Genomic DNA, 26,271 nt, shown 5'->3' on the forward strand with positions numbered 1-26,271 from the left:
AGGAGCAGGAAGACTCACCCATTCCTGCCTGATATTCAACAGATATGAACAACACAATATAATCCTGATGGTTGCACTGTGGGACACTACTACTCGCAAGTTCCAGAGTACCGGTCATAGCATAACAGGTGTACAGCTATTATTCAAACTGAGTATCGGACTGAGAATCGCCGATTTCGGGTGACAGTGTTGGACTGCAGCAACTCATCAGTATCGAGGCGCTACAGAAAGCGGTTGCAGTTGTGCAAGGAGAGCGTGAGTACGCACAGGGCCAGCCGAAGCGGACTGGGATACGGTGGCGGGACTGGTCTCGGTTGCCGCTGATATCCTTTGCATGGTTTCACTGCATTTCGTATGCTGCGTTCAGATTCAGTCAGATTGAACACGACACTGAGCAGTAAACGTGCCAGCCTTCAATATCTGCAGCAGTCGAAGCTAGTACACTACTATGAGACCGTCCTCCTCCGTTTTCAGTGACTATACAACGTCACCAGAAAGAACTGAGTCCAAGAAAGTAGTCTGCGAGGCTGGGAGGCCGTGTCGCAGTACAGTCACCGAGACGCCACTGAGAATGCACCGGGCAGAACACCTTGAGGTCAGAGTTCAATGTGGTTGAATAATTTTATAAACACTTAGCCAAACATACGTGTATGACAGGACAAGACACAATCGAGTCCGCCGGGAGAGTGCTGGATATTATTGAAGCACTGAAAACGGAGCAGTCACTCGGCGTCACCGAACTGGCAGAGCGGGTGGGGATGCCAAAGAGTACAGTCCACGTTCATCTCTCAACTCTTAAGAGTCGAGGCTACGTCGTACAGGACCAGAACAAGGCCTATCGGCTGAGCTTACGGTTTCTGGACATCGGGATGAAAGTCCGCGAGCGACAGGAAATGTATCAGGAAGTCGCTCCGAAACTGAACGAAATAGCCGACGAAACTGATGAAAAAGCGTGGTGGATAGTCGAAGAGAACGGCAAGGCAGTCTTCCTGGCCAAAGCACTCGGCAGTCGGGCGATCCAGACAAACTCACAGATCGGCCAGTACACCGAACTGTACAGGCTGGCTGGTGGAATGGCGATCCTCTCAGTGTTGCCGAAACACCGGCGGGAATCAATCCTCGAAAGCTACGACTACCCCCTTCCGGACGGTCGAAATCGGCAAGAACTCGAAGCGGAGCTCGACGAGATTCAGGACCGTGGGGTCGCCTACGGCATTGACCAGTTCCTCGAAGGCGTAGCCGGTGTCGGGGCACCGCTGGTAGACAACGCCGGCAACGCGTACGGTGCAATCAGTGTCTCGGGCCCAGCGAACCGGTTGGACTCGGAACGCATCGAGAACGAACTGACCGACCTCATCCGTGGGATCTCCGGCGAACTACAGGTGAATCTCTCATACCAATAGTTCTACTAACTCGAACACCGCTGATTTGGGCGATCTATCCGCAAGACCGTTTGTTCCCCCATCCAATAAGGCGCTGACACGACAACTCCCTATTCAATAGAATAGAACGTTCCATGTGGTGTGTTTACATCAAACTAGTCGCTACTGCTCGGTGCATGGCACTCGAACGATGGTCGAGGCCTTGCGTTGAGCGAGGTCCTACGCCATATGATCCAATGACCGGAGATTGGATCGATATCTGCCGATTGTCGCCGCAATCAGTCAGTGACACCGACGCCGAGGTGTCTGTCGAGTACTTCCTCGTCATCCTGGATCTCCGCCGCAGTTCCCTCGTGGACTATCTTGCCCTTTTCGAGGATGTACGTATACTCCGAGACCTCCAGTGCAACCGGGATGTTCTGCTCAACGACGAGTACTGTGATGCCTTGCTCGTTCAGCTCACGGATGAGGTCCTCTATCTGCCGGACGACATATGGTGCGAGTCCTTCGGTCGGTTCATCAAGCAACAACAGATCCGGGTCGGCAGTCAGGGCACGACCGACTGCGAGCATCTGCTGTTCGCCACCCGAAAGGACCGACCCGTCTCTGTGTTCGCGCTCTGCAAGGTTCTCGAACATATCCAGTACGTCGTCAACTGACGGCCCCTCAGGTGACTCGGAACCGATCTCACCCATTCTGATGTTCTCTCGGACGGTCAGTTCGGGGAAGATCCGCCGCTCTTCGGGAACGAACCCGATACCGCGCCGGATCGTCGTCTCGGAAGTGAGTGTCGTGATGTCCTCGCCGTTGAACGTTACTGACCCTCCGTTCGGGGTGATGTTGCCGACAATCGACCGGAGCGTCGTTGTTTTGCCGACCCCGTTTCGCCCGACCAGCGACACAACGCTTCCGCGTTCGACATCCATTGAGACGCCCTGTAGTACCTCAGTCATCCCGTACCCGGCCCGAACATCTTCAAGAGAGAGCAGTGGGTCGGTCATTCTCGAACACCACCGAGGTACGCATCGCGGACATCCTCGTTGTTTGCGATCTCTTCGGGTGTCCCGCTTGCGAGTTCTTCACCGCGAGTAAGGACGGTAATCCGGTCCGAGACACGCATCACAAGGTCGATATCGTGTTCGATGAGCATCAGCGACCGGTCTGAGAGGACGTCATCGATAAGGTTCATTGTGGCCTGTGTTTCCTCGCTACTCATTCCGGCAGTTGGTTCATCAAGCATGATGAGATCAGGGTCTGTCGCCAGTACGAGACCCAGTTCAAGTCGGCGCTGGTCGCCGTATGCCAGTGCCTCTGCGTGCTCGTCAGCCCGGTCTCGAAGGCCGATCTGCTCCAGTACCGTCCCAGTTTGCTCCGTGATCTCGTCGAATCCGTTCTTGTCACGGAACAGTGCCTCGCCGGGGTTGATCTCGTCACTGTGGACGGACTGGGCTGCCAGACGCACATTTTCTCGAACGGTGAGGCCGCCGAAAACATTCGTAATCTGGAACGACCGCCCCAGTCCGCGGCCGACCCGTTCGTGTGGCGCGACGTTAGTAATATCTTCACCCTTGAACCGAACGACGCCTTCTGACGGCGATAGTGCGCCAGTGATGAGATTAAACGTCGTTGTCTTCCCGGCCCCGTTTGGCCCGATAACGCTCCTGAACTCACCATCCGCAACCGACAGTGACACGTCGTCAACAGCGGTGAGCTTGCCGAACCGCTTCGTCAGTCCATCCGTTTCGAGTACAGTCTCAGTCATCGCTTCTCACTTCCGGCTCATCCATATCTACGGACCCATCCGCGTTGTTGGCCGTCTCCAGTCGCTGTGCGACGAGAGACGGAATCGATACGATACCGCGTGGGACGAACAGCACGAACAGGATAAACATCGTCCCGATGATAAGCCGCCACTGGTCGGTGTACGACGAGAGGAACTCCTCGGCACCGAAGAAGACACCGGAGCCTATCATGGGACCGTACAGTGTCCCCATTCCACCGAACAGCGCAATGACGATGACTTCTCCCGAGTGAATCCAGTTGAGGGTCTGGTCCGGCGAAACGATGACAGTCGACGGACTGACTGCGAGCAGGCCGCCGGCCAGTCCAGCCATGCCGCCGCTGATGACAAACGCTCGGCGTTTGTATCTGTTGACGTCGTACCCGATGAACTCCGCCCGTTCTTCGCTTTCCCGGATCGACTGCAAGACGCTGCCGAAGGGCGCGTTCATCATGCGCCGAGCGAACAGGAACGAGAGTACCGCAATGAGCAGGGCCAGATAGTAGAACACGAACTGTTGGCCGATTTCGTACCCGAGGAGCCCGAACTCGATATTCGAGAGTGACGCCCCGAGGCTACCGAGTCCGATGAACGCCTCAAAGCCGAGCAAGCCGTCGCTCCCGCCGGTGAAGTCGAACTTGAACACAGCGCTGTAGAGCAACTCCGCAAACGCCAGCGTAATCATCGCGAAGTACACGCCGGACACCCGGATAGAGAGGCTGCCGACGATCCAGGCCAGGATAGCACAGAGGAGAATCGCCCCGAGTAACACGACAAAAACCGACTGCGAGTAGTGCAGCATGACGAGCGCAGCGGTGTATGCGCCGACGCCGTAGAACATCGTGTGGCCGAGCGGGACCAGTCCGGCATAGCCCATCACGATATCCAGACTCAGTGCGAAGATGGCCCAGATGAGGATCTCGTTGAGGACGACAAGGTAGTACTGATTGCCCATGAGCAGAATCGCGACTGGGGCGAGTGCAAGCGCGACAACAGCGACACCGCCGAGCCGTACCCGTGTGCTGTCTGCCAGTATCCCGCCGTACCCGCCGACGAGAATCTCGCCTTCGCCGTCTGACTCTTCACCTCGCGTTCCGAACAGTCCTTGCGGTTTCACGAGCAACACCGCAATCATAAGCAGGTACACGGTCAACCCCTCCAGATTGGGGACGGTCAGCGTTGTGTCACCAAACGTGGCCAAGACAGTCCCACTGTAGGCTCGCATCAGCGTCTGGACGACACCGACGAGCAACCCACCGAAGACGGCCCCTCTGAAGCTACCGAGCCCACCGAGGACGACCACAACGAATGCCGGAATAATGACGCTGTTCCCCATGCCGGTGTTCACGTTCTGGTAGCCGCCAAGGACAATCCCGGCGACGGCGGCGAGCGCCGCACCGACACCGAAGACCAGCGTGTAGTACTGGTCGATGTCAATGCCGACGTTCCGAACCATTTCGCGGTCCTGCGACCCGGCACGGATGATCATCCCGTACTTTGTCCGGTTCAGCAGGTACCACGTCACTACCGCGAGCAACGCTGCGAAAACGATCATGAAATAATTATACACAGACACCTGGACACCCAGTATGGATATTGGCTGGCTCAGGTACTCCGGGACAGCTAGCTGCCGTTGCTGTGTCCCCCAGATAAGACGGATCGCGTCATTGATGACGAGTACAAGTCCGAACGTCAGGAGAATATGATACAGCGGGTCGCGGCCATACAGCGGCCGGACAGTTGTTCGCTCGATGGCGGCACCGATGAGACCGACGACGACCGGTGCAACCACTATCGCGATCCAGAACCCGGTCCCCGCACCGAACGGCGCAATGATGCTCAGAGCGAAATACGCACCGAGTGCGAACAGTTCGCCATGGGAGAAGTTGATCACGTCCATGACGCCGAAGATGACTGACAGTCCGGCGGCTAGCAGGACATACACCATCCCCAGGGTGAGGCCATTCAGCAGTTGTTCGATGAAGTCGGCAGCAACCATTGTGCTACCTACATCTCACAGCCGAGGTCACTGGCTGGTGGCAGCGTCTCCGAACCCGGGACCTGCTCGAGGAGTTCGACGTCCGCTGAACCACCATCGCCTTCGACGATTTCAGCCATCCACGTCGGATTCGTGGCCTGATGGTCGCTCTCCCGAAGCGTAATGTCCCCCAGTACTGTCGTGAACGTGCCACCTTCCAGAGCGTCTCGGACATCCCCCGGTTCGGTGCTCCCAGCCTCGTGCATTCCCTTGGCCATCAGCCGCATCGAGTCATAGCCGACGCGGGCGAAGTTGCCGGGCTGCCTGTCGTTCTCGCTGGAGTAGGCCTCAACGAACGCCTGATTGTCTCCCGTTTCGAGCGAGGGGTCGTACCGAGCGCCGCCGAATGTGCCGACGCTGTTTGCCCCAGTCCCGGCACGGACACTCTGGAACGTCTGGGTCGGCCCGACAACAGCGATCTGGTCGGTGAGACCCTGGTCCGCGGCCTGATTGGTGAAGTTCACCAGATCACCACCAGTCATCCCCAGTACGACCACGTCAGCGTCGGAGTTGCTGATCTGCGTGATGAACGAGCCGTAGTTGCTTGCACCCAGCTCCGACGTTGATGTCCCGACCTCGGTGTAGTCGTCGCTGGCACTTTCCATACGCCTGCTCGTGCGGTTGTACACCGAATCGCCGTACGCGTAGTCCGCGTAGTGGAACCAGACGTTGTTCCCCAGATTGTTGACTGAATACGACGATATCGCCTCGGCAATCTGTGCAGTGTTCGTTTCAAAGCGGAACACCCATTCGTTGCAGGCAGACCCAGTGATCGGAACGGCTGCACCACCGGGGAAGTAGATGTGCTCCGACTGAGCGGCAAAGTCATTCAGCCCGAGCGCCACGGAGCTGGAAATCGCACCGAATACGAACTCCGCCCCGTCTTCCTGAACGACGCGCTGTGCCTCAGACTGTGCAGCGCCGGCCTCGGTTTCTGTATCGCCCGTCACTAGCTCGAACTCGAAGTCGTAGTCGTCGTTGTTGTTTATCTCCGTTACAGCGAGTTCGGCCCCGGTACGCTGGCCCGGTCCAAGAGAACTGAACGGGCCAGTCATTGGGTTCAGGCTCGCAACAGTCACTGCCGCCTCGCCGCCTGTTGACCCGCCTTGACAGCCGGCGAGCCCAAGCGCGCCGGCTGCCCCGGCAGCGGCAATGAACTGTCTCCGTGAACGGTCGATTCCCACACTACTGTCTGGTGAGGTACCTTCGCTCGACATAGGTTCATTATCTATTGTTAAGCAAATCGTATTAAAGCCTTGCCCCCTGTCGGCGCGTCTCACGCTGTTCGCTGCGTTCAGTCGCGCGCTATCGCGTCCTGTCGCTCACGCTTCCCGGTGCCGTAGTGACTAGCTGGTGCTGTCGTCCTGTCTGTACAGCCACGCAAGCACAGTCCCGAGTACCGCGGTGACCCCAGTGAGTGTGGTAAAGCCGGGCCCACTGGCGTCCGTCCCGGTGTTTGCCTCCGTCGCTGTGTTTGTGCTCTCTGTTTCTTCGGTAGCTGTCGGGCCGCTCGCCACAGTATTCTCGTCTGTCTCAGTGCCGTCACTCGTCGGCGTGTCACCGATAGCAGCACCAGCTGTATTTGCTGGCCTCGACAGCGTTCGGGTCTCGGCTGTGGCGGACTCGATATCTGCGTCGGCGAACAACAACTGCTTGTACTCGAAATTCTCGAACATCGCCAGCTGGTCGTCGTAATGCTCGCCAGTAGTGCCGTCCGAAGCGACGTAGCCGTCGTTTCCGGGCGGGAGGATGTTCTCTGCCTTCGGGTCGTCGCTGAGCCGGACAACGTGATTCTCAGTCCCGCGGTTCAGCAGCGCCGTGTTCCCCGCGGACGTGACGCCGATAGGCATCCCGAACAGCGCGAGGTTATCGAACTCGTGCAGGGCCGCCTCACGCCGCCAGGTCGCCGGCTCACCGTCGTATTGCTCGGCGAGTTCGCTCACGGCGGTTCGGAACGCGCTGATTAGCGCGTCCGTGATATCTCCATCGGCGTACTCGGCCTGTGTCGCCAGTGCTGTCTCCGCCGGGTTGAGGACCCGCATCAGGGTGCCGCGACCGTAGTCGTAGCTAAGGAAGTACGATGCTGGCCCGTATGCGCTCCCGAACGTCTCGCTGAAAACCTCCTCCAGGATGTACGGAAACGTCGCATCCCAGATGGTGTAGCCAGCAGAGTGTCGGCCTTCGTTGTCTTCGCCGTCGGCCTGCGCGAAGTGGTCCCACGAGGCCAGTTCGTCGCGTGCTTGCTGTTCGGTATTAGAGAGGTCTGCGTCTGCAAGCGCGTCGAGCAGATGGTCTCTGTACCGAATCGAACGCAGGTCGGTGAAAGAGATGTCGTAGATAACGGTCTTCAGGAAGTCATAATCGACTGTCCCCTCCTTATCTAACCGCTGCTCAAGCAGATTGATGATCCGTTGCACGCGGTGGTCGGTCGACCATGAATAGCTCAGGTCACCGTTGTTCCACGCGGGCGCAGGTTTGTTGTTCCACTGTGCCGAGTACCCCGGATTGGGATTGATCGCGTAGGGGACATCACCGTCAGCCGCACGGAGGTAGTCCGCCGACGTGAGTTCGTATTGTGTTCCATCGGCTGGCAACCGAGTGTCCCAGTCGACTGCTTCGCTATCCGGGTACCGACCCAGATGGACATACGCGATGTCACCATCCTTGTCGGCCCACATGAAGTTCAGCGCATAGTCACAGCGCTGTGCTGACTCCCGGAACTCCTCGGCGTCCGTCGCGAACTGACACTCATAGAAGGCTCGCCAGCAGTTCATGTGCCGACCGGCGTATGACTTCGTCTGCGCCAGTGCTTCGCCGTTGTCGGGGTCCCACTGGGTCACAACACCGTGGCGTGTGAACCGCTCTGTATACGTTACGTCCTCGCCATCGGCGACAGTGATTGTCTGCTCGGCCGTTTCAACCTCATACTCCTCACCACGGAAGGTGTACGTGTCCGGGCCGGACGAGTTGGTCGTGATCGATTCCGTAAACATCTGGATGCAGTTGTCGATCCCGGCAGTCGAGGTCATTGCCCCGTTGCGATTGTGTCCGAACATAATGAACGGATACCCCGTAACGGTGACACCGGCGACGTCGAAGTCCGGGCCATGCAGGCTTGCCTCGTACATTATCGAGGGAGTGTTGAACCCCATCTGGGGCCCACCCATCAGTAGCGCATCGCCACTGGCCGTGATATCACCCTGAACAGCGAGGGCGTTGCTGCCGTACTTGATCGGGAGGCCAAGACTGTCGAGTCCGGACGCAAGCGTTCGCATCCGCTCTATCTCTCCGTCGTGCATCCCTTCGGCATCAGATGGCGGCGTGTAGTCCCCGCCAGTCACCAGGTTGCTCGGTGTCGCAGACGGACCGCTGGCCCCGCGCGTCACCCTGTCTGTCTGCTGTCCTCCGGCCACATTGGGTGTCGGCCCTGCGCCCACGTCAGTATAGGGTGGGGCATAGATATCCGATGGCTGGACCGTCGAGGTCGGACAGCCAAGGTCGTCGCCTCACTGCAGGTCCTCGAACAACTCCAGCGCACGTTGTTCGCTCCCGGTTTCCTGCGTGAGTGCGTCGAGAACAGTCGCACTGAGCGTTTCAAGCTGGAAGCCGCTGAAATACGCCATACTGGCGACGAACATCCCGGCGGCGTCTGTCGTGGTAAATTCCTCAGGCTCGAACCCGTGTTCCTGAAACGCCTGATGGAACTCCAGTTCCTCGCTCTCACGAACTTCGGTAATGTACCGGTTGATACCGTCGGTAAACGCCTGCAGGACCGCTCGCTGGTCCGCTGTCAACTGTTCAGCAGCCTGCTCGTCGAGTGATGGCTCGCCGGCGGTGTTGTGCCGCGCCTCGATATCGAACTGGACCCAGTCGGTGTCCCCGTCACCTGAACCGAGGACCGCCGCGACAGTCCCGTGATAGTACCGCCGGTACAGTTCTAGCTGATAGAGCCGGTCTGCCGCGGTTGCATATCCGAACCCGTAGAACACCGGCGCGCGGCTGTCAGCGTCGCGGGCGTAGATGTGTGGGACGCCGTAGTCGTCTCGTCGTATCGTGACCGTGGCATCGTCTTCCTGCGCGTACGCCAACTCCGTCTCAACGGCTCCGATACCGGTCATGCCGGTAACCGCCGCGCCTGTCTTCAGAAGCGTTCGTCGTGAAAGGTGCTGCCACGACTGCTGGTGCTGTGCTGACATCCCGTAGTTGACAGTCTGGATATTTAATAAATATTTGGGGATATGTCTGGCCACACCGACAGCATGGCTCTCCAGTTCTGGTATCAACGTCGGTCACTCCCCGTGGCGCGCTGGACAAATTCGCCCAGCGGCTGCCATTCTCCCAATGACCGTATCAAGATACCCTAACAGCGGGTAGCTGAGACGATAGCTGTCGGCAACTGCCAATCAATTGCGATGGTCGTAGACCCGCTGAATCTTGCCGACTTCGGTTCGCTCGATAGTCCCGGGGTTGACGAGGTTAAGCTGGTCCGGAGTGAACGAAAGCACGGATTGCAGGCGAGACAGAACGTCGTCACGGAGTTCGCTGTGGTCTTTGCTGGACCCTTCGGCGCGCTCAACAGTGAGTTCCATGACGTCGAGATTGTCCTCCTCGTAGAGGTCGATCCGGTAGTATGGCGCGACGCCGTTGATGTCAAGCACTGCGTGTTCGATTTCGCTTGGATAGAGGTTCACGCCGCGGACAATGAGAAGGTCGTCGGTTCGACCGGTGACGTTGTCCATCCGTACCATTGTCCGCCCACACGCACACTCGTCGTAATTTAGCGTCGTCAGGTCACCCGTTCGGTATCGTATCACCGGCTGTGCCTGCTTGGTAAGCGTCGTGAGAACGAGTTCGCCCTCTTTGCCCGCCTCGAGTGGCTCTTTCGTGCGTGAATCGATAACCTCCGGGTAGAAGTGGTCTTCCCAGATGTGGAGTCCGTCCTGCGCTTCGTGACATTCCGCAGCCACACCGGGGCCGATAATCTCTGAGAGCCCGTAGTTGTTGATCCCGGTGGCGTTCAGTGCGGTCTCGATTTCCATTCGCATCGGCTCTGTACACGTCTCAGCGCCGTAGGAGACAACCGAAATCGGAAGCGCCTGCGGGTCATATCCCATCTCCTCGGCCGTTTCGGCGAGGTACAGTGCGTATGACGGGGTACAGGCCAGCACGTCGGTGCCAAGATCAGCGGCGAGTTCGACCTGCCGCTGCGTGCCGCCACTGCTGGTCGGAACGACGGTCGCTCCGAGTTCTTCAGCGCCCTCGTGAAAACCCATCCCACCGGTAAACAAGCCATAGCCGTAGGCGTTCTGAACCGTATCGTCGGGCTCCACACCAGCAGCCGACAGCGACCGCGCCATCGTCTTGCCCCACAACTCCAGATCTGCATCGACGTAGGAGACGATCTTGGGTTTCCCGGTCGTGCCAGAGGAGGCATGAAAACGGCTGACCTCGTCGTCATCGACGGCGAAGAGTCCGTCTGGATATTCGTCTTCGAAGTCCTCCTTGGTCGTCATCGGGAGCGAACTGATGTCGGCAATCCCGTCAATATCCGTCGGAGAGACCCCTGCGGCATCGAGCCGGTCTCGGTAAAATGGCACATTTTCGTACACGTAGTTCACGATTGACCGGAGCCGCTCGCTCTGCACGCTCCCAAGCTCGGCGCGGTCGAGACACTCGTTACTGTGGTACATACGCAGCCGCTTCGACTAGCACCGGGAAAAAGTTCGGGGACCACCAGCGCAGATGACGGTTGATACGGTGACCGCACAAAACAGGACGGCTGAAGGCTGGTTCGCAGTTCAGTAGCGCTTTCTGCCACTGCGAGGGCGGCCACGGAGACAAACGTAATCACGGCCTCTACTCCCGACCCGAGCATATAATGGGGAGCCTGACGCAGTCCTTGCCATGTCTCAGGAGACCCCGATCCGTGTCGACCACATCGGAATCGCTGTCGAGGACATCGGCGACGCTGAACCGTTCCTGTTCGCACTCGGCTGTCGGAAGCTCATCGAAGAGTCCGTCGAGGGGCGGTTTCGCTGGGCACAGTACGATTTCGGTCGGGAGGCGTCGCGGCTAGAACTCATCGCACCGGAGGCATCGGACACGTTCCTTACGTCGTATCTCGACAACCACGGTCCGGGCCTACACCACGTCACGCTCGAAGTGGCCGCTGTCGACGCAGTGAAAGCGGTACTGGAGCGCAACGGATACAGCGTCATTGAGTACCGCGAGTATCAGGACTGGACAGAGGCATTTGTGCCACCATCGAACCCGACCGGGGCGCTGTTTCAATTGTTCGAGTATCACGATAGCTACGACGCTGACCGGCCACCTGCCGGCAAACTCTACGTCGATGGAAGCCGGCTTGATGGGTGATATCTGCAGAAGGTCGCTCAGGGAAAACGCATCGGTCGGCAAAACAGGTGGAGCGCTATCAGTCGTCTCTTTCGTCGAGCTGGACCGTTTCCTCGACGATAAGCCGGGGGCCGGCCTCCAGATCGATAAACTCGGCTGCGTCGGCCTGCACTGTTTCGGCAAGGTCTGAATCAAACGCGTCGCTGAGTGCATCCATGTCCTCGAAATACAGCTCAAGCACGCCGTCGTAGGCCGCACGCTCCGGGTCTGTTGGCACGGATGTCACGTAGCGCTGCAACCCCGGCAGATCCTTCGCTAGCTCCGAGTGGTCGCCTTGCCATCGGTCGGCGAACTCCTCGTGAGTGTAGCCATCTCTCCGGACGAGCAAATCAACGATTTTTGTCATGCGTGCGCCATGTCGTCACGGATTGGCTTTTACCTGCCGATCTGGCAGGGCCACCACTGATTCAAGCTACTCGAACAAAACACTTGTAAGTCGATTAGTCATGTGTGTACGTATGGCAATCCCGCCCGCTGTCAACAGGCCGGTCGGAACGATCGAGAGAGCAATCGAGATCATGGAGTATCTCAAGGAACACGACACGGCCACGGTGTCTGAAATGACAGCCCACCTCGACTGTGCGAAGAGTACAACACACAGATACATGAAGACACTCGCGGCCAACAGTCTCCTCGTCGAGGACGATAACGAGTATCAGCTCGGGATCCGCTTTCTGGACTACGGCGAAGTGGCACGGAACAAATACCGGCTCTACGACGAGGCGAAGCCAAGAGTCGACGAACTCGCGGAAGAGACCGAGGAAAAAATCTGGTGTGCCGTTGAAGAACACGGCCGGAGCGTCCACATCTACGGCGCTCAGGGGAAACACTCGGTGCAGACGTACGCCCGAGTTGGCCATCGGAACTATCTCCACCAGCACGCCGCGGGGAAGGCCATACTGGCACACCTTCCAGACAACCAGATCACGAAGACCATCGACAGGCATGGCTTGCCTGGCCGGACGCCACAGACGATCACCGACCGGGACGAACTCTGGGAGGAAATCGAGGCCATCCGTGACCGCGGATACGCGTTCAACTTTCAGGAGTCGGTGGAGGGACTGCACGCGGTCGGGGCCCCGATCACGGACGAGAACGACATTGCCATCGGGGCGATCAGTGTCTCTGGCCCAGCAAGCCGGCTTGAAGGCCCCATTCTTCGGGACGAACTGCCGACGCTGCTACTGGGCGTTGTCAACGAGATCGGGATAAACATGGCCCATCCTTGAGGCTACCAGCGTAGTTCCAGCGGGGCAACGAGCAGTTTTCGAGTTGTACTTCGCTGCGTGTGGCTGCGGTCGAACGATGGACCCCGTTTTGGGGACGAGATGCGCTCACTCGCTGGCCCACTCTGGATCTCTGTCTTCGAGGAACGCGTCGATACCTTCGTCCTTGTCACCGGTTGCGAACAGTTGAGCGAACAGTTCGGCTTCGTACTCAATGCCGGCTTCGAGGTCCATTCGGGAACTGGCACGAACGGCTTTCTTCGCTAATTCGAGCGCCGCAGGGCTTTTTTCTGCAATCGACGACGCGATGTCGTAGACACGCTCATCGAAGGAGTCGTCATCGTGAACTTCGTCGACGAGGCCGATATCGACAGCCTCCGACGCGTCGATAAGTTCGCCAGTGAGGATAAGCCGCATTGCGTGGCCCTCGCCGACCAGGCGCGGCAGTCGCTGTGTGCCGCCACCACCAGGCATGATGCCAAGGTTGATTTCCGGCTGCCCAAATTTCGCATCCGTATGCGCGATCCGGATATCAGCCGCCTGAATCAGCTCACAGCCGCCGCCGAGGGCGTGCCCGTTGATACGGGCGATGACCGGCATCGGGCACTCGTCGACGTACTCGTAGACGCGAGGTCGCTTGCTCGCCTCCCGTTGCTCTAGCATATCCCGCTCGCGGAGTTCCGTTACGTCCGCACCCGCAACGAATGCGCCGGTGTCTGCCGCGCCAGTCAACACGACAGCACGAACGTCGCTGTCCGGGATTGCGTCGAAGACCTGCTTGAACTCCGACCGCAACTGGGTGTTGAGCGCGTTTCGAGCCTCCGGGCGGTGTAATTCGACGGTAGCGACGTTCTCCACGCGGTCCCCGACGCGCACCGAGACCGTTTCACAGTCCGCCGCAATGTCAGCGAGGTCCGTCATGCGTCCCCCCACTCGCCGCTGGTGCCAACGATGTCACCGTCCTCCCAGACGTAGAACCCCTCGCCGGATTTCTTGCCGAGTTTGCCCGCACGGACCTTCCGTTTCAGGATCTGTGGCGGACGGAACCGTTCACCGAGTTCGTCACGCAGGTATTCGAGGATGTCGAGTCGGACATCAAGACCGACGACGTCGCCGAGTTCGATAGGTCCCATCGGGTGATTGTAGCCGAGTTCCATCGCGGTGTCGATGTCCTGCGGTGTTGCAACGCCTTCCTGCACCATCCGCATCGCTTCGACTCCCAGCGAGACGCCAAGGCGGGAGGAGGCAAAGCCCGGTGCATCGGCCACCTCCACCGGTGTCTTGTCGATCCCGTTCACGAACTCCCGGGCACGCGCAATCGTTTCGGCACTCGTCTGTTCCGCGACGACAATCTCGACGAGTGCCATAATGTGCACCGGATTGAAAAAGTGAAGGCCAATAGCTCGCTCGGGATAGTCAAGGACGCTCGCTATCTCAGTCAGTGACAGCGAAGAAGTGTTTGAAGCGATAAGCGTCGCCGGGTCGACGTGGGATTCGACCGCAGTGAGCGTCTCGTGTTTGATCGCCATCTCTTCGGGGACTGCTTCCACGACGAGGTCTGCCCCAGTCACGGCCTCTTCTAGCGAGGTCGTCCCTTTGAGGCGGTCTATCGTTGCCTCGGCCGTCGATTCGGTCACTTTCTCCCGGGCGATACCCTCCTCCAGATTCGACTCGATGGCGGTCAGGCCGTCGTCGACGATATCCGCCTCGATATCACGGAGAGAGACGTCGTGACCGGCCATTGCAGATACTTGAGCGATACCGTGGCCCATGGTACCGGCGCCTAGGATAGCTACGTGCATCATTTCTCAGCACAGTAGCGAGGGGTAAAAACGTTGCCTGCGTCCCGCTGCCAGTGTGGCCTGCATTTAATACGGCGGCCGCGATATGAACCGGTGAGGATGACTGCTTCCGACTCGCAAGCCGTTGTTGTCGATGCCGTACGAACGCCACAGGTACCGAAGGATGGCGCATTGGCTGGGACACATCCCGAAGACCTCGTCTCCACTGTGCTTACTGCACTTGTTGACCGGACCGGTGTCCCGGCCGTCGAGTGGGATGACTTCCGGCTCGGGTGTGCAAACCAGGAGGGCGAGCAGGGCCGAAACCTCGCCCGGCAGTCGATACTCGCCGGCGGGTTTCCCGAGACAGTGCCCGGGGCGACAACGACCCGCCTGTGTGGCTCTTCGCTGACGACGCTTGTCGACGCCGCTCGCGCCATCGAGGCGGGCGACGGGGCGGTGTATCCGGTGGCCGGTGTCGAACACATGAGCACCGTCCCTTTCTCCGACTGGCTGCATCCCGCTATCGAACAGCGGTACGACCCCGACAGGCTTCCGATGGGACAGACGGCCGAAACCATCGCACGGACCCACGATATCAGCCGAAAAGCCCAGGACGAGTTCGCGTTGCGTTCACACGAGCGGGCGGTCGCTGCCATGGAAAGCGGTCGGTTCGATGCAGAGACCGTGCCAGTCCACACCGACGAGACAGCGGTAGAGAGCGATAAAACACCGCGAGCAGACACGTCAGTCGAGCAGTTGAGCGAACTCCCGACAGTGTTCCGTGACGACGAGGCAGCGACAGTCACGCCGGGGAACGCATCACCGCTGACCGACGGTGCGGCCGGGATGCTCGTCACTTCGGCGGCGTACGCGGACCAGCACGGTCTCGATGTCCTCGGCCGGATCGAGACGCGGTCTGTCGCTGGTGTCGACCCGCTGGTCATGGGACGGGGACCGATTCCGGCCACGCGTGCTGCACTGGACAATGCCGGCCTGACAATCGACGATATCGATCTCGTGGAACTCAACGAGGCGTTCGCGGCCCAGAGTCTCCACTGCAAGCGCGAGCTGGGGATTCCGACTGAGCGGCTCAACGTCAACGGTGGGGCTATCGCGTTAGGCCATCCGCTTGGCTGTTCGGGGGCACGAATCACGACGACATTGTTACACGAGATGCAACGGCAGGACGCGACCCACGGACTGGCGACGATGTGTGTCGGTTTCGGTCAGGGCATCGCGGTTGTGTTCGAGAATCCCTGCTAGTGCCGGCTACCGGCGCTGGCTGGCGACCTGTGCTTTGAAGCCGTATCTGATGACCCCCTCCTGCGTGTAGATGCGTCGCGTCGTCAGCACGACAGGTGTGCCTATCGTGACTTCGTCCGTCGCCTGAAGCACCTGTGCAGGGACACTCACGGTCTGCTCGCCTGATTGACTATGGAGCGCGATGATAGCACTATCGAACTGGCCGCTTTTCGACTGCTGGGCGACGAACTCCGGTGGCGCACCGCCCTGTCGGATAGTCGTTACTGCCTCGACTGTCCCTGTCCCGGGCAGTTCGACAGCCTCGAAATCGCTGGTGCGCTCGTGACAGTCCGTACAGGCCCCGGTCGGCGGGAAGTTCAACGCCTCACACGCGGAACACCGACCGGCGACAAGCCGGTGGCGTTGCGGAATCGTCCGCTGCCAGGACGGGACACTGACGTACGCTCCGCCACCTTCGGGTTCGTCGCGCGTAATCTCGCCTCGCCGCCTGAGGTACGCGGCGTAGGACAGGGAGACAGCACCGTCCAGCGCAGTGTTGACCGGAACGGGACCAGTGGCGACGAAGAGCGTCGCACTCGCGCCGCTTCCGTACGCAGCAATCAACACACGTTCAGCGCCATCCGCAAACGCTGTCGCCGCCCCGAGAAATGCGCTTGCTGCGCCGGTGTCCCCGAGCGAACTAACTGTGTCAGCGGCGGCGATAGTCGCTGCGTCAACCCCGAGCGCACCTGTTGCCCGATACGGGAGCTTTCCGTCCGGAGACTGGACCGCTGCTGCATCGACTGTCTCCATCGGCACGTCCAGTCTGTCCGCCGCACTGCCGAGTGTGGTCGTGAACGCCTCGCGGTCGTACTGCGTCACGCCCAGACCGGTCGTCCGGTCGTCCCCGCCCGTTCTGAAACGCGTTCCGGGGTAGGCCTCCGTGTGTGACGCTCGCTCAATGACGGTTCCGGGACCGTCATCGTCGACAACGAGCGCGACGCTCCCGGCACCGGCGGCGTGCTCGACCTCGCTGTCAGGGTCGCCCCGCGGACAGTCACTGATGATGACGAGGCCGATGTCCTCCCCGAACGGCCCGCCGTCCATGGTTGCGTCCAGTGCTTGCGCACCGGCGTGCGTGGAGCCGGTTATCGTCTGCGTCTTTGCATCGTCGGGGACGTTGAGAATACTGCAGAGTCTCGCTGCAAGGTCCTCTTCGGCCATCGGCGGTGTCGTCGTCGCAAAGGCCAGATGCGCAACGGCCGCGCCGGACGCGTCAGCTGCAGTGAGCGCACGGCGGGCCGCTTCGACACCCATCGTGACTGCGTCTTCGTCGGCATCGGGGACCGCCTTCTCATCAACCCCCGCCGCATCGAACCGACCCCAGGCGGCTTCGAACTCTTCAGCGTCGATCCGCAGGCGAGGTGCGTACGCACCGATGGCCGCAAGCCCTGCGGCAGTCATCGTGCGGCCTCCCGTTCGAGGATGTGGACAACTGCGCTGCCGCCGCTCCCACCCACGTTGTGAGTCAGCCCGTACTTCGGGGCCGCTAGCTGCCGGTCCGCAGCGCCGCCGGTGAGTTGTTTGAACGCCTCGACAAGCTGTCCGGCACCGGTTGCGCCGATAGGGTGACCCTTTGATTTCAGCCCGCCGGAGAGATTGACCGGCATTGCTCCGTCAGATTCGGTCGTTCCCGCTTCAAGTAACTGTGGGGCCTCGCCGCGGTCACAGAACCCGAGGTCCTCGTATGCAAGCAGTTCGGCGATCGTGAAGCAATCGTGGACCTCTGCGAAATCGAGGTCGTCAGGGCCAACCCCGGCACGGTCGTAGGCTGTGTCTGCGGCCATTTCCGAGGCAGAAATCGAAGTGTAGCTGTTTCGCTGGAAGAGACCGACCCGGTCGCTGGCCGCGCCGACCCCGGCGATCCGGACCGGGTCGTCGGTGTACTGCCCGACGACGTCCTCACTCGCGATGAGCGCGACCGCTGCGCCGTCAGAGGTCGGACAGCAGTGATAGAGGTTCAAGGGGTCTGCGACGACCGGTGCGCCGACGGCGTCTTCGAGGGAGCATTCGAAGCCCAGGTGGGCCTTCGGGTTCTTTGCGCCGTTCCGATGGTTCTTGACCGCCACCATCGAGAGGTGCTCCTCGCTGGCCTCGTACTCCCGTAGATACGCACTTGCCATCTGTGCGTAAACGCCAGAGAAGGTCGTCCCAGTCAGCCGTTCCCACTCTGTTTCACCGGAAACACCAAGCCAGTACTTCGTCACATCGCTGCTCATGTCTGTCATGACTTCGACGCCGCCAGCCAGCGCTACGTCGGCCATCCCGCTTTTGACTGCCTGCACTGCCTGTCGGACAGCGTAGCCCGACGCGGCGCAGGCGTTTTCAACGCGCACGCTGGGGACGCCGTGCAGCCCAGCGTGTTCAGTCGCTGCCGGTCCAGAGAGACCGAGCTGTCGACCGCCCACGCCGAGTGAGCCGACGACCGCTTCGTCTATCGCGTTCGTATCGATACCATGGTCGACACTGTCGATGGCTTCGCTGACTGCGTGGTCGAACAGTGATCTGTAGCTCTCTTCGGGCATCGAGCCAAACGGCGTTTGCCCTGCGCCGATGAGATACGCATCCCGCATACATGGAACTCTGAGGGTACTGAAAAATAGCTTTGCATCGTTTGCTGACAGCCTTAGACCAAGCACGCAACTGGCGGTGCAGTGACCAATCCCAAACCATTTTATCATTAACATTCAATTCTATCATTGAAGATGGTGTACAAGCCACTGGAGGCGTCTGACCGGACAGAGCTGCGTGCGTTGCAATCTGACCGATTGCAAAGAATTGTCACACACGCCCACGAGAACGTCCCGTTTTACCGGGAGAAACTCGATGCGGCAGGTGTCTCGCCCGAAGACATCCAGAGTATCGACGACATCACGAAACTGCCGATGACGACGAAAGAGGATTTCCGCGACGAGTACCCAGATGGACTCTTCGCCGTAGACGACGAGGAGGTCGCCCGCATCCACGCGTCGTCCGGGACGACCGGGAAGCCGAAAATCGTCTCGTACACGGATGACGACCTCGACACCTGGAGTGAAGTTGTCGCGCGTTCGCTGGCTGCGAGCGGCACTGAAGCGGGCGATACCGTCCAGAACGCCTACGGGTACGGGTTGTTCACTGGCGGACTTGGTATCCACTACGGAACTGAGGAGTTGGGGGCCTCAGTTGTTCCTATCGGAAGCGGCCAGACACAGCGACAGGTCGAGTTGATGACCGACCTAGAAAGCGATGTTTTCACATGCACCCCATCGTATGCACTCTACCTCGCCGAAACGGCCGAAGAGATGGGCCACGACCCCAGAGATCTGCCGATCTCGACGATAATCTTCGGCGCTGAGCCGTGTACCGACCCGATGCGGGAGGAAATCGAAGAGCGGCTGGGCGTTGATGGCATCGATATTTACGGACTCTCGGAGATCATCGGTCCTGGGGTCTCGTGTGAATGCCACGAAGCGAAGGACGGACTCCACATCTGGGAGGACCACTTCTACCCGGAAGTCATCGACCCACACACGAAAGAACCGGTCGAGGAAGGCGAAGAAGGTGAACTCGTTCTGACAACACTCACCAAGGAAGCGTTGCCGGTCTTCCGGTACCGAACTGGCGACCTCACGACACTGAACTACGACGAGTGTGCGTGCGGACGGACGATGGTACGGATGGACAACGTCACCGGCCGGACCGACGACCTCCTCATCGTTCGGGGCGTGAATCTCTATCCCAGCGAAATCGAACACGCTGTATTGGATATCGACGGCGTTGCTCCACATTACCGGATCGACCTCTACAAAGAGGACAACCTCGACATCCTGGAACTCACCATCGAACGAACTGCAGAGCAGGGGCCGGGTGACAAAGCGCTGGAAGACGAAATCATCGAGCGGCTAGAAAACGTACTCGCGTTCACCCCGGACGAACTCGAACTCGTTGCGCCCGGCAGTATCGAACGAACGCAGGTCGGCAAGGTAAAACGCGTCTACGACCACCGTGACTGACTGTCAGGGCCGGTAGACTCGTCCACGAAACGTCGCGATGCGCTCGCCATCCTGTGCAGTCACCGTTACCTCGTACTCTGCGGTGCTGCCTGCGAGATGTGTTTCTTCAGCGATCGCAGACAGCGTCTCACCGGTGTCGACGGCGTCTAAATACGAGATGTTCGTCTCCAGTGCGACCGCTGCCTCGCCATGAGAGTTCGACGCCGCGGCGAACGCCGCATCTGCAAGTGAGTAGATCGCTCCGCCATGCGGTGTCCCATGAAAGTTCAGCAGGTCCTCGGTAATCGTCAGTTCAGTCTGGGCGTACCCCGAATCAAGTTCGACGACATCGATACCAAGGGTTTCGCAGTACGCATCCGATTCGATACGCTCTCTGACTTCATCGGCGACACCGGACATACGGGTCGTGGTTCCATCACTAATAATAAATATATACCGGTCACTGCTGCTGTCAGCGGAGCGTAAAAATATAAATGGCTGCTATTAGATAAAAAAATATGGCATACAGCTACGAGCCACACCACTTCGAGGACTTCGAAGAAGGACAGGAGTTTATCAGTGTCGGCCGGACCGTTACCGAGTCCGATTTCGTCATGCACTCTGCGCTGTCGGGAGACTGGACAGAGCTGCATACGAACAAGGAATACGCGGAAGAACAGGAGTTCGGTGAGCGGATCGCACACGGTCCAATGACGTTCGTGCAGGCGACCGGCTTCGTCTACCGGACCGGGATCGTCGAGCGGACCGCATTCGCGTTCCTCGGGATGAACTACATGGACCTCCCAAACCCGGTCCACATCGGCGATACACTCCAGCTGGAGATTGTCGTTGACAACACCAAAGAAGTCGGGCGCGACGACGCCGGGCTGGTCGTCCTCGACACTGAAATGGAAAACCAGGACGGGACCGTCGTCTTCGAGGGCGACATGAAGTTCCTGATCAAGAAACGCGAGTGAGTCTACTGACGCGGCCGAAGGCGATGCATCGATAGCGCGTAGTACCGCAATTTTGTGGCTTGAAGCTCAGAGCTAGCGCTCTTGTCGCCCAGACATTAATAATCAATAATAACAACTAAGACGCCGCGCACTCCCTCTGTTACTGCAATGGAGTACACCGGCCCGACAGACCTGTATATCGGCGGAGAATGGCGAGAAGCGACCAACGGCGACAGCATTGAGACGGAGGACCCGGCAACTGAACGGACCTACGCGTCGGTACAGAAGGCCGAGGCGTCCGACATCGATGCTGCAGTAGAAGCGGCACAGGCGGCCGTTGCAGAGGGTTCCGAGTGGGCGACGATGGACCCCGGAACGCGCCGGGCGAAACTCCATGCGATGGCCGACGCCATCGAGGCGATGAAAGACGAACTGTCCATGGTTGAATCCCACGACAACGGGAAAACGCCGTTCGAGGCTGGGCTGGAAATCGACATGGTCATCGATACGTTCCGCCATTATGCCGGCTGGACGGACAAGGTCCGCGGTGACGAGATTCCTGTCGAAAATGGCCGGCTCAACTACACCACTCGTGAGCCAGTCGGTGTGACCGCACACATCGCGCCGTGGAACTATCCCTTCCAGCTCGCCGGCCGCGGCCTAGCACCGGCGCTGGCGACAGGAAACAGCGTTATCCTCAAACCGTCCGCTATGACGCCGCTATCGGCGCTGTACTACGCGAAAGCCGCGGAGGAAGCGGGCCTTCCGGACGGCGTCGTCAACGTCGTTCCCGGGAAGGGGTCCGAGGCCGGTGACGCACTCACCGGACACGAGGGCGTCGATCACGTCACCTTCACCGGGAGTACCGGTGTCGGAAAGACAGTCCAGCGCACTGCTGCCGATGCAGTCGCTGACGTAACGCTCGAACTCGGCGGCAAAGGGCCGGCAGTCGTGTTCCCCGACGCTGACCTCGATGCCGCCGCCCGCGGCATCCAGTACGGGATCTTCATGAACGCCGGGCAGATGTGCTGGGCGAACTCGCGCATTGTCGTCCACGAGGACGTCTACGAGGAGATGGTTTCCCGGATGGCCGAAATCGCTGAAAACATCCCACTCGGCGGCGGTATCGACGACGATGGCCAGATGGGACCAGTCGTCAGCGCGGGCCAGCAACAGGAGATTCTCGATTATATCGAGACCGGCAAGGAAGAGGGGGCGACTGTCGCGGCCGGCGGTGGCGTTCCTGGGGACAAAGAAACCGGCCACTTCGTCGAGCCGACCGTCTTTGCTGACGTGGACAACGAGATGACGATTGCCCAGGAAGAGATCTTCGGCCCTGTGCTCACTGCAATCGAAGTGAGCGACGAGGAAGCGGCCATTGACGTGGCGAACGACTCGCCGTTCGGCCTCACCGCCTGTGTCTGGACGAACGACCTGACTCGCGCTCACACCGTCACAGACAGACTGGACTACGGGATGGTGATGGTCAACGAGACGCCCAACACGTGGCCACAGACCCCCTTTGGCGGCACGAAGCAGAGCGGTCACGGTCGCGCACAGGGCGAACAGGCTATCGAGAGCTACACCGAGGTGAAAAACGTCCACATCAACCTCGGCTGAAGCTCTCTTCGACGAGTCGGCATCACACCGCCAGTCAGTGCAATCAATGGCACCATTGCCCTGATTCACGATATAAAATTGCGACGCCAGAACTAGCGAGTAATAACTGCTTACTCGAACTTCTTGAACTGCTGCAGGCACTCGTTACAGTAATGAATCGACTGACACCGTGACGGTCCTCGTGGGTGTTTCCGTTCGGTGTCGGTCGAGCCACAGTACGGGCACTCCGCGCCTGTCTGTTCGCCGCTGGTCGTAACGCTGGGGTCCGGCTCGCTCATCCGTCAAAGCTCATCCCGAAGTCACGCAACGCTTCTTTGCCCTGTTCGGTGACCAGATCAATGGACCAGTCCGGGGACCAGACCAGCCGGACCGATGCAGTCTCGATTCCGTCGACACTCTCGGCGGCTTCTTCGACTTCATCGAGGATGATTTCGCGTGCCGGACAGCCGCTGTAGGTGAGCGTCATATCAACCGTGGCTTCGCCGTCGGACACGTCGAGCCCGTATATGAGGCCCAGATCGACGATGCTGACCGGCATCTCCGGGTCCTCGACCTGATACAGGGCCGCCCACACGTCGCGTTCGATGCCGTCGGCGTCTTCGCCCGTGGCTGGCACGTCGTCCGCCGCGTGGTCTTTGGTCTCGTAGTCAGTGTACGAACACGCGGTGGCATCAGCGTCTGCGCGTGGCCGGTCGTAGTCGCTACTCATCGTCGTCCGCCATTATCAGCGTCGCTTTGTCACGTCCCAGATTCCGGTAGCTCGAAGTCATTTGTTCGTGAAGGTCGTGCCAATGGTCAGTGTGTTCGTTGTCCCGGCCCGTCGGCGTTGCGGGGGCAACGTCGGTCGGCACGTCGAACCCCAGTTCGGTCAGGAACGATTCGACACGAGTCTCCCACTCGGTGCGCATCTCGTCGAGGGTCATCGTTCGGATGCCCAGCCGGTCGATGTCGGCCTCCACGTCGCCAACGGGTTCGAACAGCGTGAGGGCGTACGGATAGAGCTCGTCGATAGCCGCCTGAACGCGTTCGCTGGCTTCCTTGTCCAGTGCCATCCGGTCCAGCCAGCTTTCGGCGTGTTCGAGATGATAGCCTTCCTCGCCCTGGATGCGGCTCGTTCTGTTCCGGATTGTCTCGTATGACGAGTTCTCAAGCGCGGAGAGGCGGATGTCTTCAGCAACGTCGTAGAGGTACGCTCTGACGATGGCGTCGGCCCAGTCACCTTCCGCAAACGGCAGCTCGACGAACGTACTGTGCTGGAAGTCGCTGGGGTCGCTCTCGTAAATGAGCGATTCCTCGGAATAGCCCAGTTGCTGCACTGCATCGTACCACAGCCGTGCGTGGCCCAGCTCGTCCTGTGCGTTGTTCGAGATCGAGAGGTCCGATTCCAGTGTCGGCGCACGCACCTGCCAGAACGTGTAGCGTTCGGCCTGAATCAACTCGTCGTCAGCAAGCCGGAGCAGCTGTGCCTCGACTGCGCGCTGTTCTTCCTCCGAAAGGTCGGTTGGACCGCCGAGGTCGGATTCTGTTGTTGCCATTAGATTTCACCTCGTTGTTTCTCCGCTTCTATTTGCTCAGACTCGGAGGCTTCGACCTCCTCAGCAGCCGGGTTGACGTTGTACGTCTGTGCAAACCGGTAGGACTTGTTGGTCGTCCCGCCAAACGTTACGTCATCCGCTGTGACTTCACCAATGTACTGGTGCTGGACGACCCAGAGACTGTTCGGGTCGTCGTCAGTGAACGCCGCGATCGCCGCCTGTTCTGCGTCGGCGGCGCTGGCAGCGTCGACATCACCGCAGTGCGTATGATACCCACCGGGCTTGTCCTGCCGAAAGACGGCCCACGGTTTCTCGGCACCGTCCCCAGTCTCGTCGCGGCTCTCTGCATCGGGGTCGACCTGCGTGATTTTCTCCTGCGGGGCAACCCAGAGTGCGTGGGTTGGCTTCCGCCGTCCGTGCTGAATGACCGAGAACTGCTTCGCCATCTCTCGGTCGGGTGCGTGGACATCCCGGCAGTGAACGAAATCCGCGTCCGGACTCTGTTGTCGGAATACTTCCCAGATCATTGTTCTCAGTCCGCCGCCTGTGACTGCGGGCCGCTGTTCGTCGTCGTCTGGTCGTCCATCATGTCACGGACCCACTGTACCGCTTCCTGAGCCTGCCGGCGACCGGTGATCTGCTCGATACTGCCCTCGTATTCGTTCTGTGAGACCGTGAAGAACTCGTCCCAGTCGAGGTCATCCTCAACGACCTCGTAGCTCCCGTCACCGTTTTCGCGGATGCGTGGCTCATCGGGCATCTCCAGGCCGTATTTCTTGGCCTTCGGGATGTACGTGTTGAGGAACGCGGTTCGAAGTTCGTCGTTTGTACACGTCTTCAGTCCGACTTCCGCAGCGAAGTCGTGGTGGGTGCTCTGGTCGTCGGTCGGGCCGAAGAACTGCAGGATTCGGGGCCACCACTCTTCGAAGGCCTCCTGAGTCATACGCTGTTCCTTCCGGGAGCCGTTCATCAGTTCGCGGAGGATCGACTCACCATGTTTGACGTGCATCCCCTCTTCGAAGCAGATCTTGTCCATCGCGTGGGCGTATGGCTCCCAGCTGGACTTTTTCAGGGTCGCCTGACGACGCATCGCAGCCCCGTCGACAAAGAACGCGATCATCGGCGTCTCGACGTAGCTCTCCATTGGGTAGTGGAAGCAGTTCAGGAACTTTCCGTCTCCGTTCGCCAGATCGTCGAGCATCTCTTCACGGGTCTTGACGCCGAGCGATTCCGCCGCTCGGTAGAGCATCTGGCCGTGGCCGATCTCATCCTGAACCTTCGCGCTGAAGGCCATCTTTCGCTCGATACTCGGTGCTTTTCTGATGAAGGGCCGTTCAAGGAACGCGCCCATAATCTCGCTGTTGGCGTGGAACTCAAGCATCCGCGTGGCTGCCTTCCGATACTCTTCGGGAAGGTCGTCTTTCGGGCTGAACTCCCGGGGTCCGGCGCGGTCTTTGACTTCGTCGACGTTCATATCTATTCTATAAATCGTGAGGAATGTTCTTACTAATTTGCCCCCATATAGGCGGGTTTTATAACTACATCCACACATGTGCGAGGCAATGATAGAGGAGTGCCTGATGGTCGAGTTTCGCATCGAGGGTGACGACTGCCCACTGGCAGATGCGAGCAGTGTCACGGGGACACCCATCGAGGCGGCCCCGCCGCTCCTCCGGGAGGACGGTAACGTGTTGCTGCGGTTCAGCGCACAGGCGAGCGACGACCTCAAAGACTACCTCGACGGAGACGACCGGATCCGCTATCTCTACCAGTCAGTTACCGAGGGGCGGTATAACTATCGATGCCTGTCACTCCAGCAGTGTGTTGTGCATAAACTCATTAGCGCGGGGTTCATGGTAGAATCGCTGACGTATCGGGACGGGAACGCGGTTTTAGCTGGTGCTGTGGTTGGGCACGAGATTCTCCAGACAGTCATGGAGACGGCCGGTGAAACTGTCGGCGTGAAACTACAGCGGGTGTACGCACTGCGTGCAACAGAAGACGCGTCTATCGCACAGCAATGGGACCTGACCCCGGCACAGGAGGAGAGTCTCCGATACGCAGTCGCGATGGGCTACTTTGTCGTCCCACGACAGACGACTGCGAGCGAAGTCGCTGGCGAGCTCGGGATCAGTAAGTCTGCATTCCTCGAACGACTTCATCGCGCACAGCACTCGTTGTTCACACAGCTGTTCGGCGGCGTCGGTGACGGCCATCCGGGAGACGGTGGAGAGTAACGACGACGACCGACCAGACGACG

Annotated in this window: 23 protein-coding genes and 3 pseudogenes; 8 read left to right on the plus strand and 18 right to left on the minus strand. The window is 59.6% G+C overall.

Going from position 1 to position 26,271, the window contains the following annotated elements:
* The first annotated feature begins 650 nt into the window (after positions 1–650).
* Entirely contained in the window at positions 651–1,403 is a 753-nt protein-coding gene (locus RR_RS20660) for an IclR family transcriptional regulator (RefSeq protein WP_011224937.1), read from the plus strand.
* A 257-nt stretch (positions 1,404–1,660) separates the two neighbouring features.
* Here RR_RS20660 and RR_RS20665 read toward each other — a convergent pair whose 3' ends face one another.
* The 6 genes and pseudogenes from RR_RS20665 to paaK (RR_RS20690) form a co-directional block, all read right to left on the minus strand.
* Positions 1,661–2,383 (minus strand): ABC transporter ATP-binding protein, encoded by a 723-nt coding sequence (locus RR_RS20665; RefSeq protein ID WP_011224936.1) that lies wholly within the window; start codon positions 2,381–2,383, stop codon positions 1,661–1,663.
* Positions 2,380–3,144, minus strand: a complete 765-nt coding sequence (locus RR_RS20670; protein ID WP_004966569.1) for an ABC transporter ATP-binding protein — start codon at positions 3,142–3,144, stop codon at positions 2,380–2,382. Before RR_RS20670 ends, RR_RS20665 begins: the two co-directional genes overlap by 4 nt.
* Positions 3,137–5,161 (minus strand): ABC transporter permease, encoded by a 2,025-nt coding sequence (locus tag RR_RS20675; protein ID WP_011224935.1) that lies wholly within the window; start codon positions 5,159–5,161, stop codon positions 3,137–3,139. The genes RR_RS20670 and RR_RS20675 overlap by 8 nt, the downstream gene beginning before the upstream one ends.
* An 8-nt stretch (positions 5,162–5,169) precedes the next feature.
* Positions 5,170–6,417 (minus strand): ABC transporter substrate-binding protein, encoded by a 1,248-nt coding sequence (locus RR_RS20680; RefSeq protein ID WP_011224934.1) that lies wholly within the window; start codon positions 6,415–6,417, stop codon positions 5,170–5,172.
* A gap of 129 nt (positions 6,418–6,546) precedes the next feature.
* Positions 6,547–9,396, minus strand: a pseudogene (locus RR_RS20685) (penicillin acylase family protein).
* A gap of 207 nt (positions 9,397–9,603) precedes the next feature.
* Positions 9,604–10,890, minus strand: a complete 1,287-nt coding sequence (paaK, locus tag RR_RS20690) for a phenylacetate--CoA ligase PaaK (RefSeq protein ID WP_011224931.1) — start codon at positions 10,888–10,890, stop codon at positions 9,604–9,606.
* A 214-nt stretch (positions 10,891–11,104) separates the two neighbouring features.
* Here paaK (RR_RS20690) and RR_RS20695 point away from each other — a divergent pair, with 214 nt between their 5' ends.
* Positions 11,105–11,575: a VOC family protein gene (locus RR_RS20695; RefSeq protein ID WP_004966575.1), complete on the plus strand. Its 471-nt coding sequence runs from the start codon at positions 11,105–11,107 to the stop codon at positions 11,573–11,575.
* 58 nt (positions 11,576–11,633) lie between these two features.
* Here RR_RS20695 and RR_RS20700 read toward each other — a convergent pair whose 3' ends face one another.
* Positions 11,634–11,960 (minus strand): EthD domain-containing protein, encoded by a 327-nt coding sequence (locus tag RR_RS20700; RefSeq protein WP_004966576.1) that lies wholly within the window; start codon positions 11,958–11,960, stop codon positions 11,634–11,636.
* 112 nt (positions 11,961–12,072) lie between these two features.
* Here RR_RS20700 and RR_RS20705 point away from each other — a divergent pair, with 112 nt between their 5' ends.
* Positions 12,073–12,843, plus strand: a complete 771-nt coding sequence (locus tag RR_RS20705) for an IclR family transcriptional regulator (protein WP_004966577.1) — start codon at positions 12,073–12,075, stop codon at positions 12,841–12,843.
* A gap of 105 nt (positions 12,844–12,948) precedes the next feature.
* Here RR_RS20705 and RR_RS20710 read toward each other — a convergent pair whose 3' ends face one another.
* Entirely contained in the window at positions 12,949–13,761 is an 813-nt protein-coding gene (locus tag RR_RS20710) for an enoyl-CoA hydratase/isomerase family protein (RefSeq protein WP_004966579.1), read from the minus strand.
* Positions 13,758–14,642 (minus strand): 3-hydroxyacyl-CoA dehydrogenase family protein, encoded by an 885-nt coding sequence (locus RR_RS20715; protein WP_049939251.1) that lies wholly within the window; start codon positions 14,640–14,642, stop codon positions 13,758–13,760. The genes RR_RS20710 and RR_RS20715 overlap by 4 nt, the downstream gene beginning before the upstream one ends.
* Positions 14,643–14,741: 99 nt before the next feature.
* Between RR_RS20715 and RR_RS20720 the strand changes: the two genes are divergently transcribed.
* Entirely contained in the window at positions 14,742–15,887 is a 1,146-nt protein-coding gene (locus RR_RS20720; protein ID WP_011224928.1) for a thiolase family protein, read from the plus strand.
* A gap of 6 nt (positions 15,888–15,893) precedes the next feature.
* Here the strand turns inward: RR_RS20720 and RR_RS20725 are convergent, their stop codons facing one another.
* Both RR_RS20725 and RR_RS20730 read right to left on the minus strand, forming a co-directional pair.
* Positions 15,894–17,330: a zinc ribbon domain-containing protein gene (locus RR_RS20725; protein ID WP_011224927.1), complete on the minus strand. Its 1,437-nt coding sequence runs from the start codon at positions 17,328–17,330 to the stop codon at positions 15,894–15,896.
* Positions 17,327–18,499 carry a thiolase domain-containing protein gene (locus RR_RS20730; RefSeq protein ID WP_049939234.1) on the minus strand — a complete coding sequence of 391 codons (1,173 nt, stop codon included), beginning with the start codon at positions 18,497–18,499 and terminating at the stop codon, positions 17,327–17,329. Before RR_RS20730 ends, RR_RS20725 begins: the two co-directional genes overlap by 4 nt.
* Positions 18,500–18,631: 132 nt before the next feature.
* Between RR_RS20730 and paaK (RR_RS20735) the strand changes: the two genes are divergently transcribed.
* Positions 18,632–19,921: a phenylacetate--CoA ligase PaaK gene (gene paaK, locus RR_RS20735; RefSeq protein WP_007188580.1), complete on the plus strand. Its 1,290-nt coding sequence runs from the start codon at positions 18,632–18,634 to the stop codon at positions 19,919–19,921.
* A gap of 3 nt (positions 19,922–19,924) precedes the next feature.
* Here the strand turns inward: paaK (RR_RS20735) and paaI are convergent, their stop codons facing one another.
* Positions 19,925–20,320, minus strand: coding sequence for a hydroxyphenylacetyl-CoA thioesterase PaaI (gene paaI, locus RR_RS20740; RefSeq protein ID WP_011224925.1), 396 nt, complete (start codon positions 20,318–20,320; stop codon positions 19,925–19,927).
* 98 nt (positions 20,321–20,418) lie between these two features.
* Between paaI and RR_RS20745 the strand changes: the two genes are divergently transcribed.
* Both RR_RS20745 and RR_RS20750 read left to right on the plus strand, forming a co-directional pair.
* Positions 20,419–20,877 (plus strand): MaoC/PaaZ C-terminal domain-containing protein, encoded by a 459-nt coding sequence (locus RR_RS20745; protein WP_004594295.1) that lies wholly within the window; start codon positions 20,419–20,421, stop codon positions 20,875–20,877.
* 147 nt (positions 20,878–21,024) lie between these two features.
* Positions 21,025–22,476 carry an aldehyde dehydrogenase family protein gene (locus tag RR_RS20750; protein WP_011224924.1) on the plus strand — a complete coding sequence of 484 codons (1,452 nt, stop codon included), beginning with the start codon at positions 21,025–21,027 and terminating at the stop codon, positions 22,474–22,476.
* A 110-nt stretch (positions 22,477–22,586) separates the two neighbouring features.
* Here RR_RS20750 and paaE read toward each other — a convergent pair whose 3' ends face one another.
* From paaE to paaA, 6 genes and pseudogenes are all read right to left on the minus strand, one after another.
* Complete coding sequence (gene paaE, locus RR_RS22650; protein WP_004594293.1) at positions 22,587–22,754, minus strand: 1,2-phenylacetyl-CoA epoxidase subunit PaaE; 168 nt, start codon at positions 22,752–22,754, stop codon at positions 22,587–22,589.
* Complete coding sequence (paaD, locus tag RR_RS20755) at positions 22,751–23,185, minus strand: 1,2-phenylacetyl-CoA epoxidase subunit PaaD (RefSeq protein ID WP_004966591.1); 435 nt, start codon at positions 23,183–23,185, stop codon at positions 22,751–22,753. The genes paaE and paaD overlap by 4 nt, the downstream gene beginning before the upstream one ends.
* Positions 23,178–24,011, minus strand: a complete 834-nt coding sequence (paaC, locus tag RR_RS20760; RefSeq protein ID WP_007188583.1) for a 1,2-phenylacetyl-CoA epoxidase subunit PaaC — start codon at positions 24,009–24,011, stop codon at positions 23,178–23,180. The genes paaD and paaC overlap by 8 nt, the downstream gene beginning before the upstream one ends.
* Positions 24,011–24,310: pseudogene (locus RR_RS23160) on the minus strand (PacF protein); the annotation flags it as partial. The pseudogene RR_RS23160 and the gene paaC, both read right to left, overlap by 1 nt.
* A 54-nt stretch (positions 24,311–24,364) precedes the next feature.
* Positions 24,365–24,538: pseudogene (locus RR_RS23165) on the minus strand (PacF protein); the annotation flags it as partial.
* Positions 24,539–24,543: 5 nt separating this feature from the next.
* Positions 24,544–25,485: a 1,2-phenylacetyl-CoA epoxidase subunit PaaA gene (gene paaA / locus RR_RS20770; protein ID WP_007188584.1), complete on the minus strand. Its 942-nt coding sequence runs from the start codon at positions 25,483–25,485 to the stop codon at positions 24,544–24,546.
* Positions 25,486–25,591: 106 nt separating this feature from the next.
* On the opposite strand from paaA, the gene RR_RS20775 reads away from it, so the two are divergent.
* Positions 25,592–26,248, plus strand: coding sequence for a helix-turn-helix domain-containing protein (locus RR_RS20775; RefSeq protein WP_079891029.1), 657 nt, complete (start codon positions 25,592–25,594; stop codon positions 26,246–26,248).
* Positions 26,249–26,271 lie beyond the last annotated feature (23 nt).

Origin of the sequence: Haloarcula marismortui ATCC 43049 (assembly GCF_000011085.1) — an archaeon.
GTDB lineage: Archaea > Halobacteriota > Halobacteria > Halobacteriales > Haloarculaceae > Haloarcula > Haloarcula marismortui.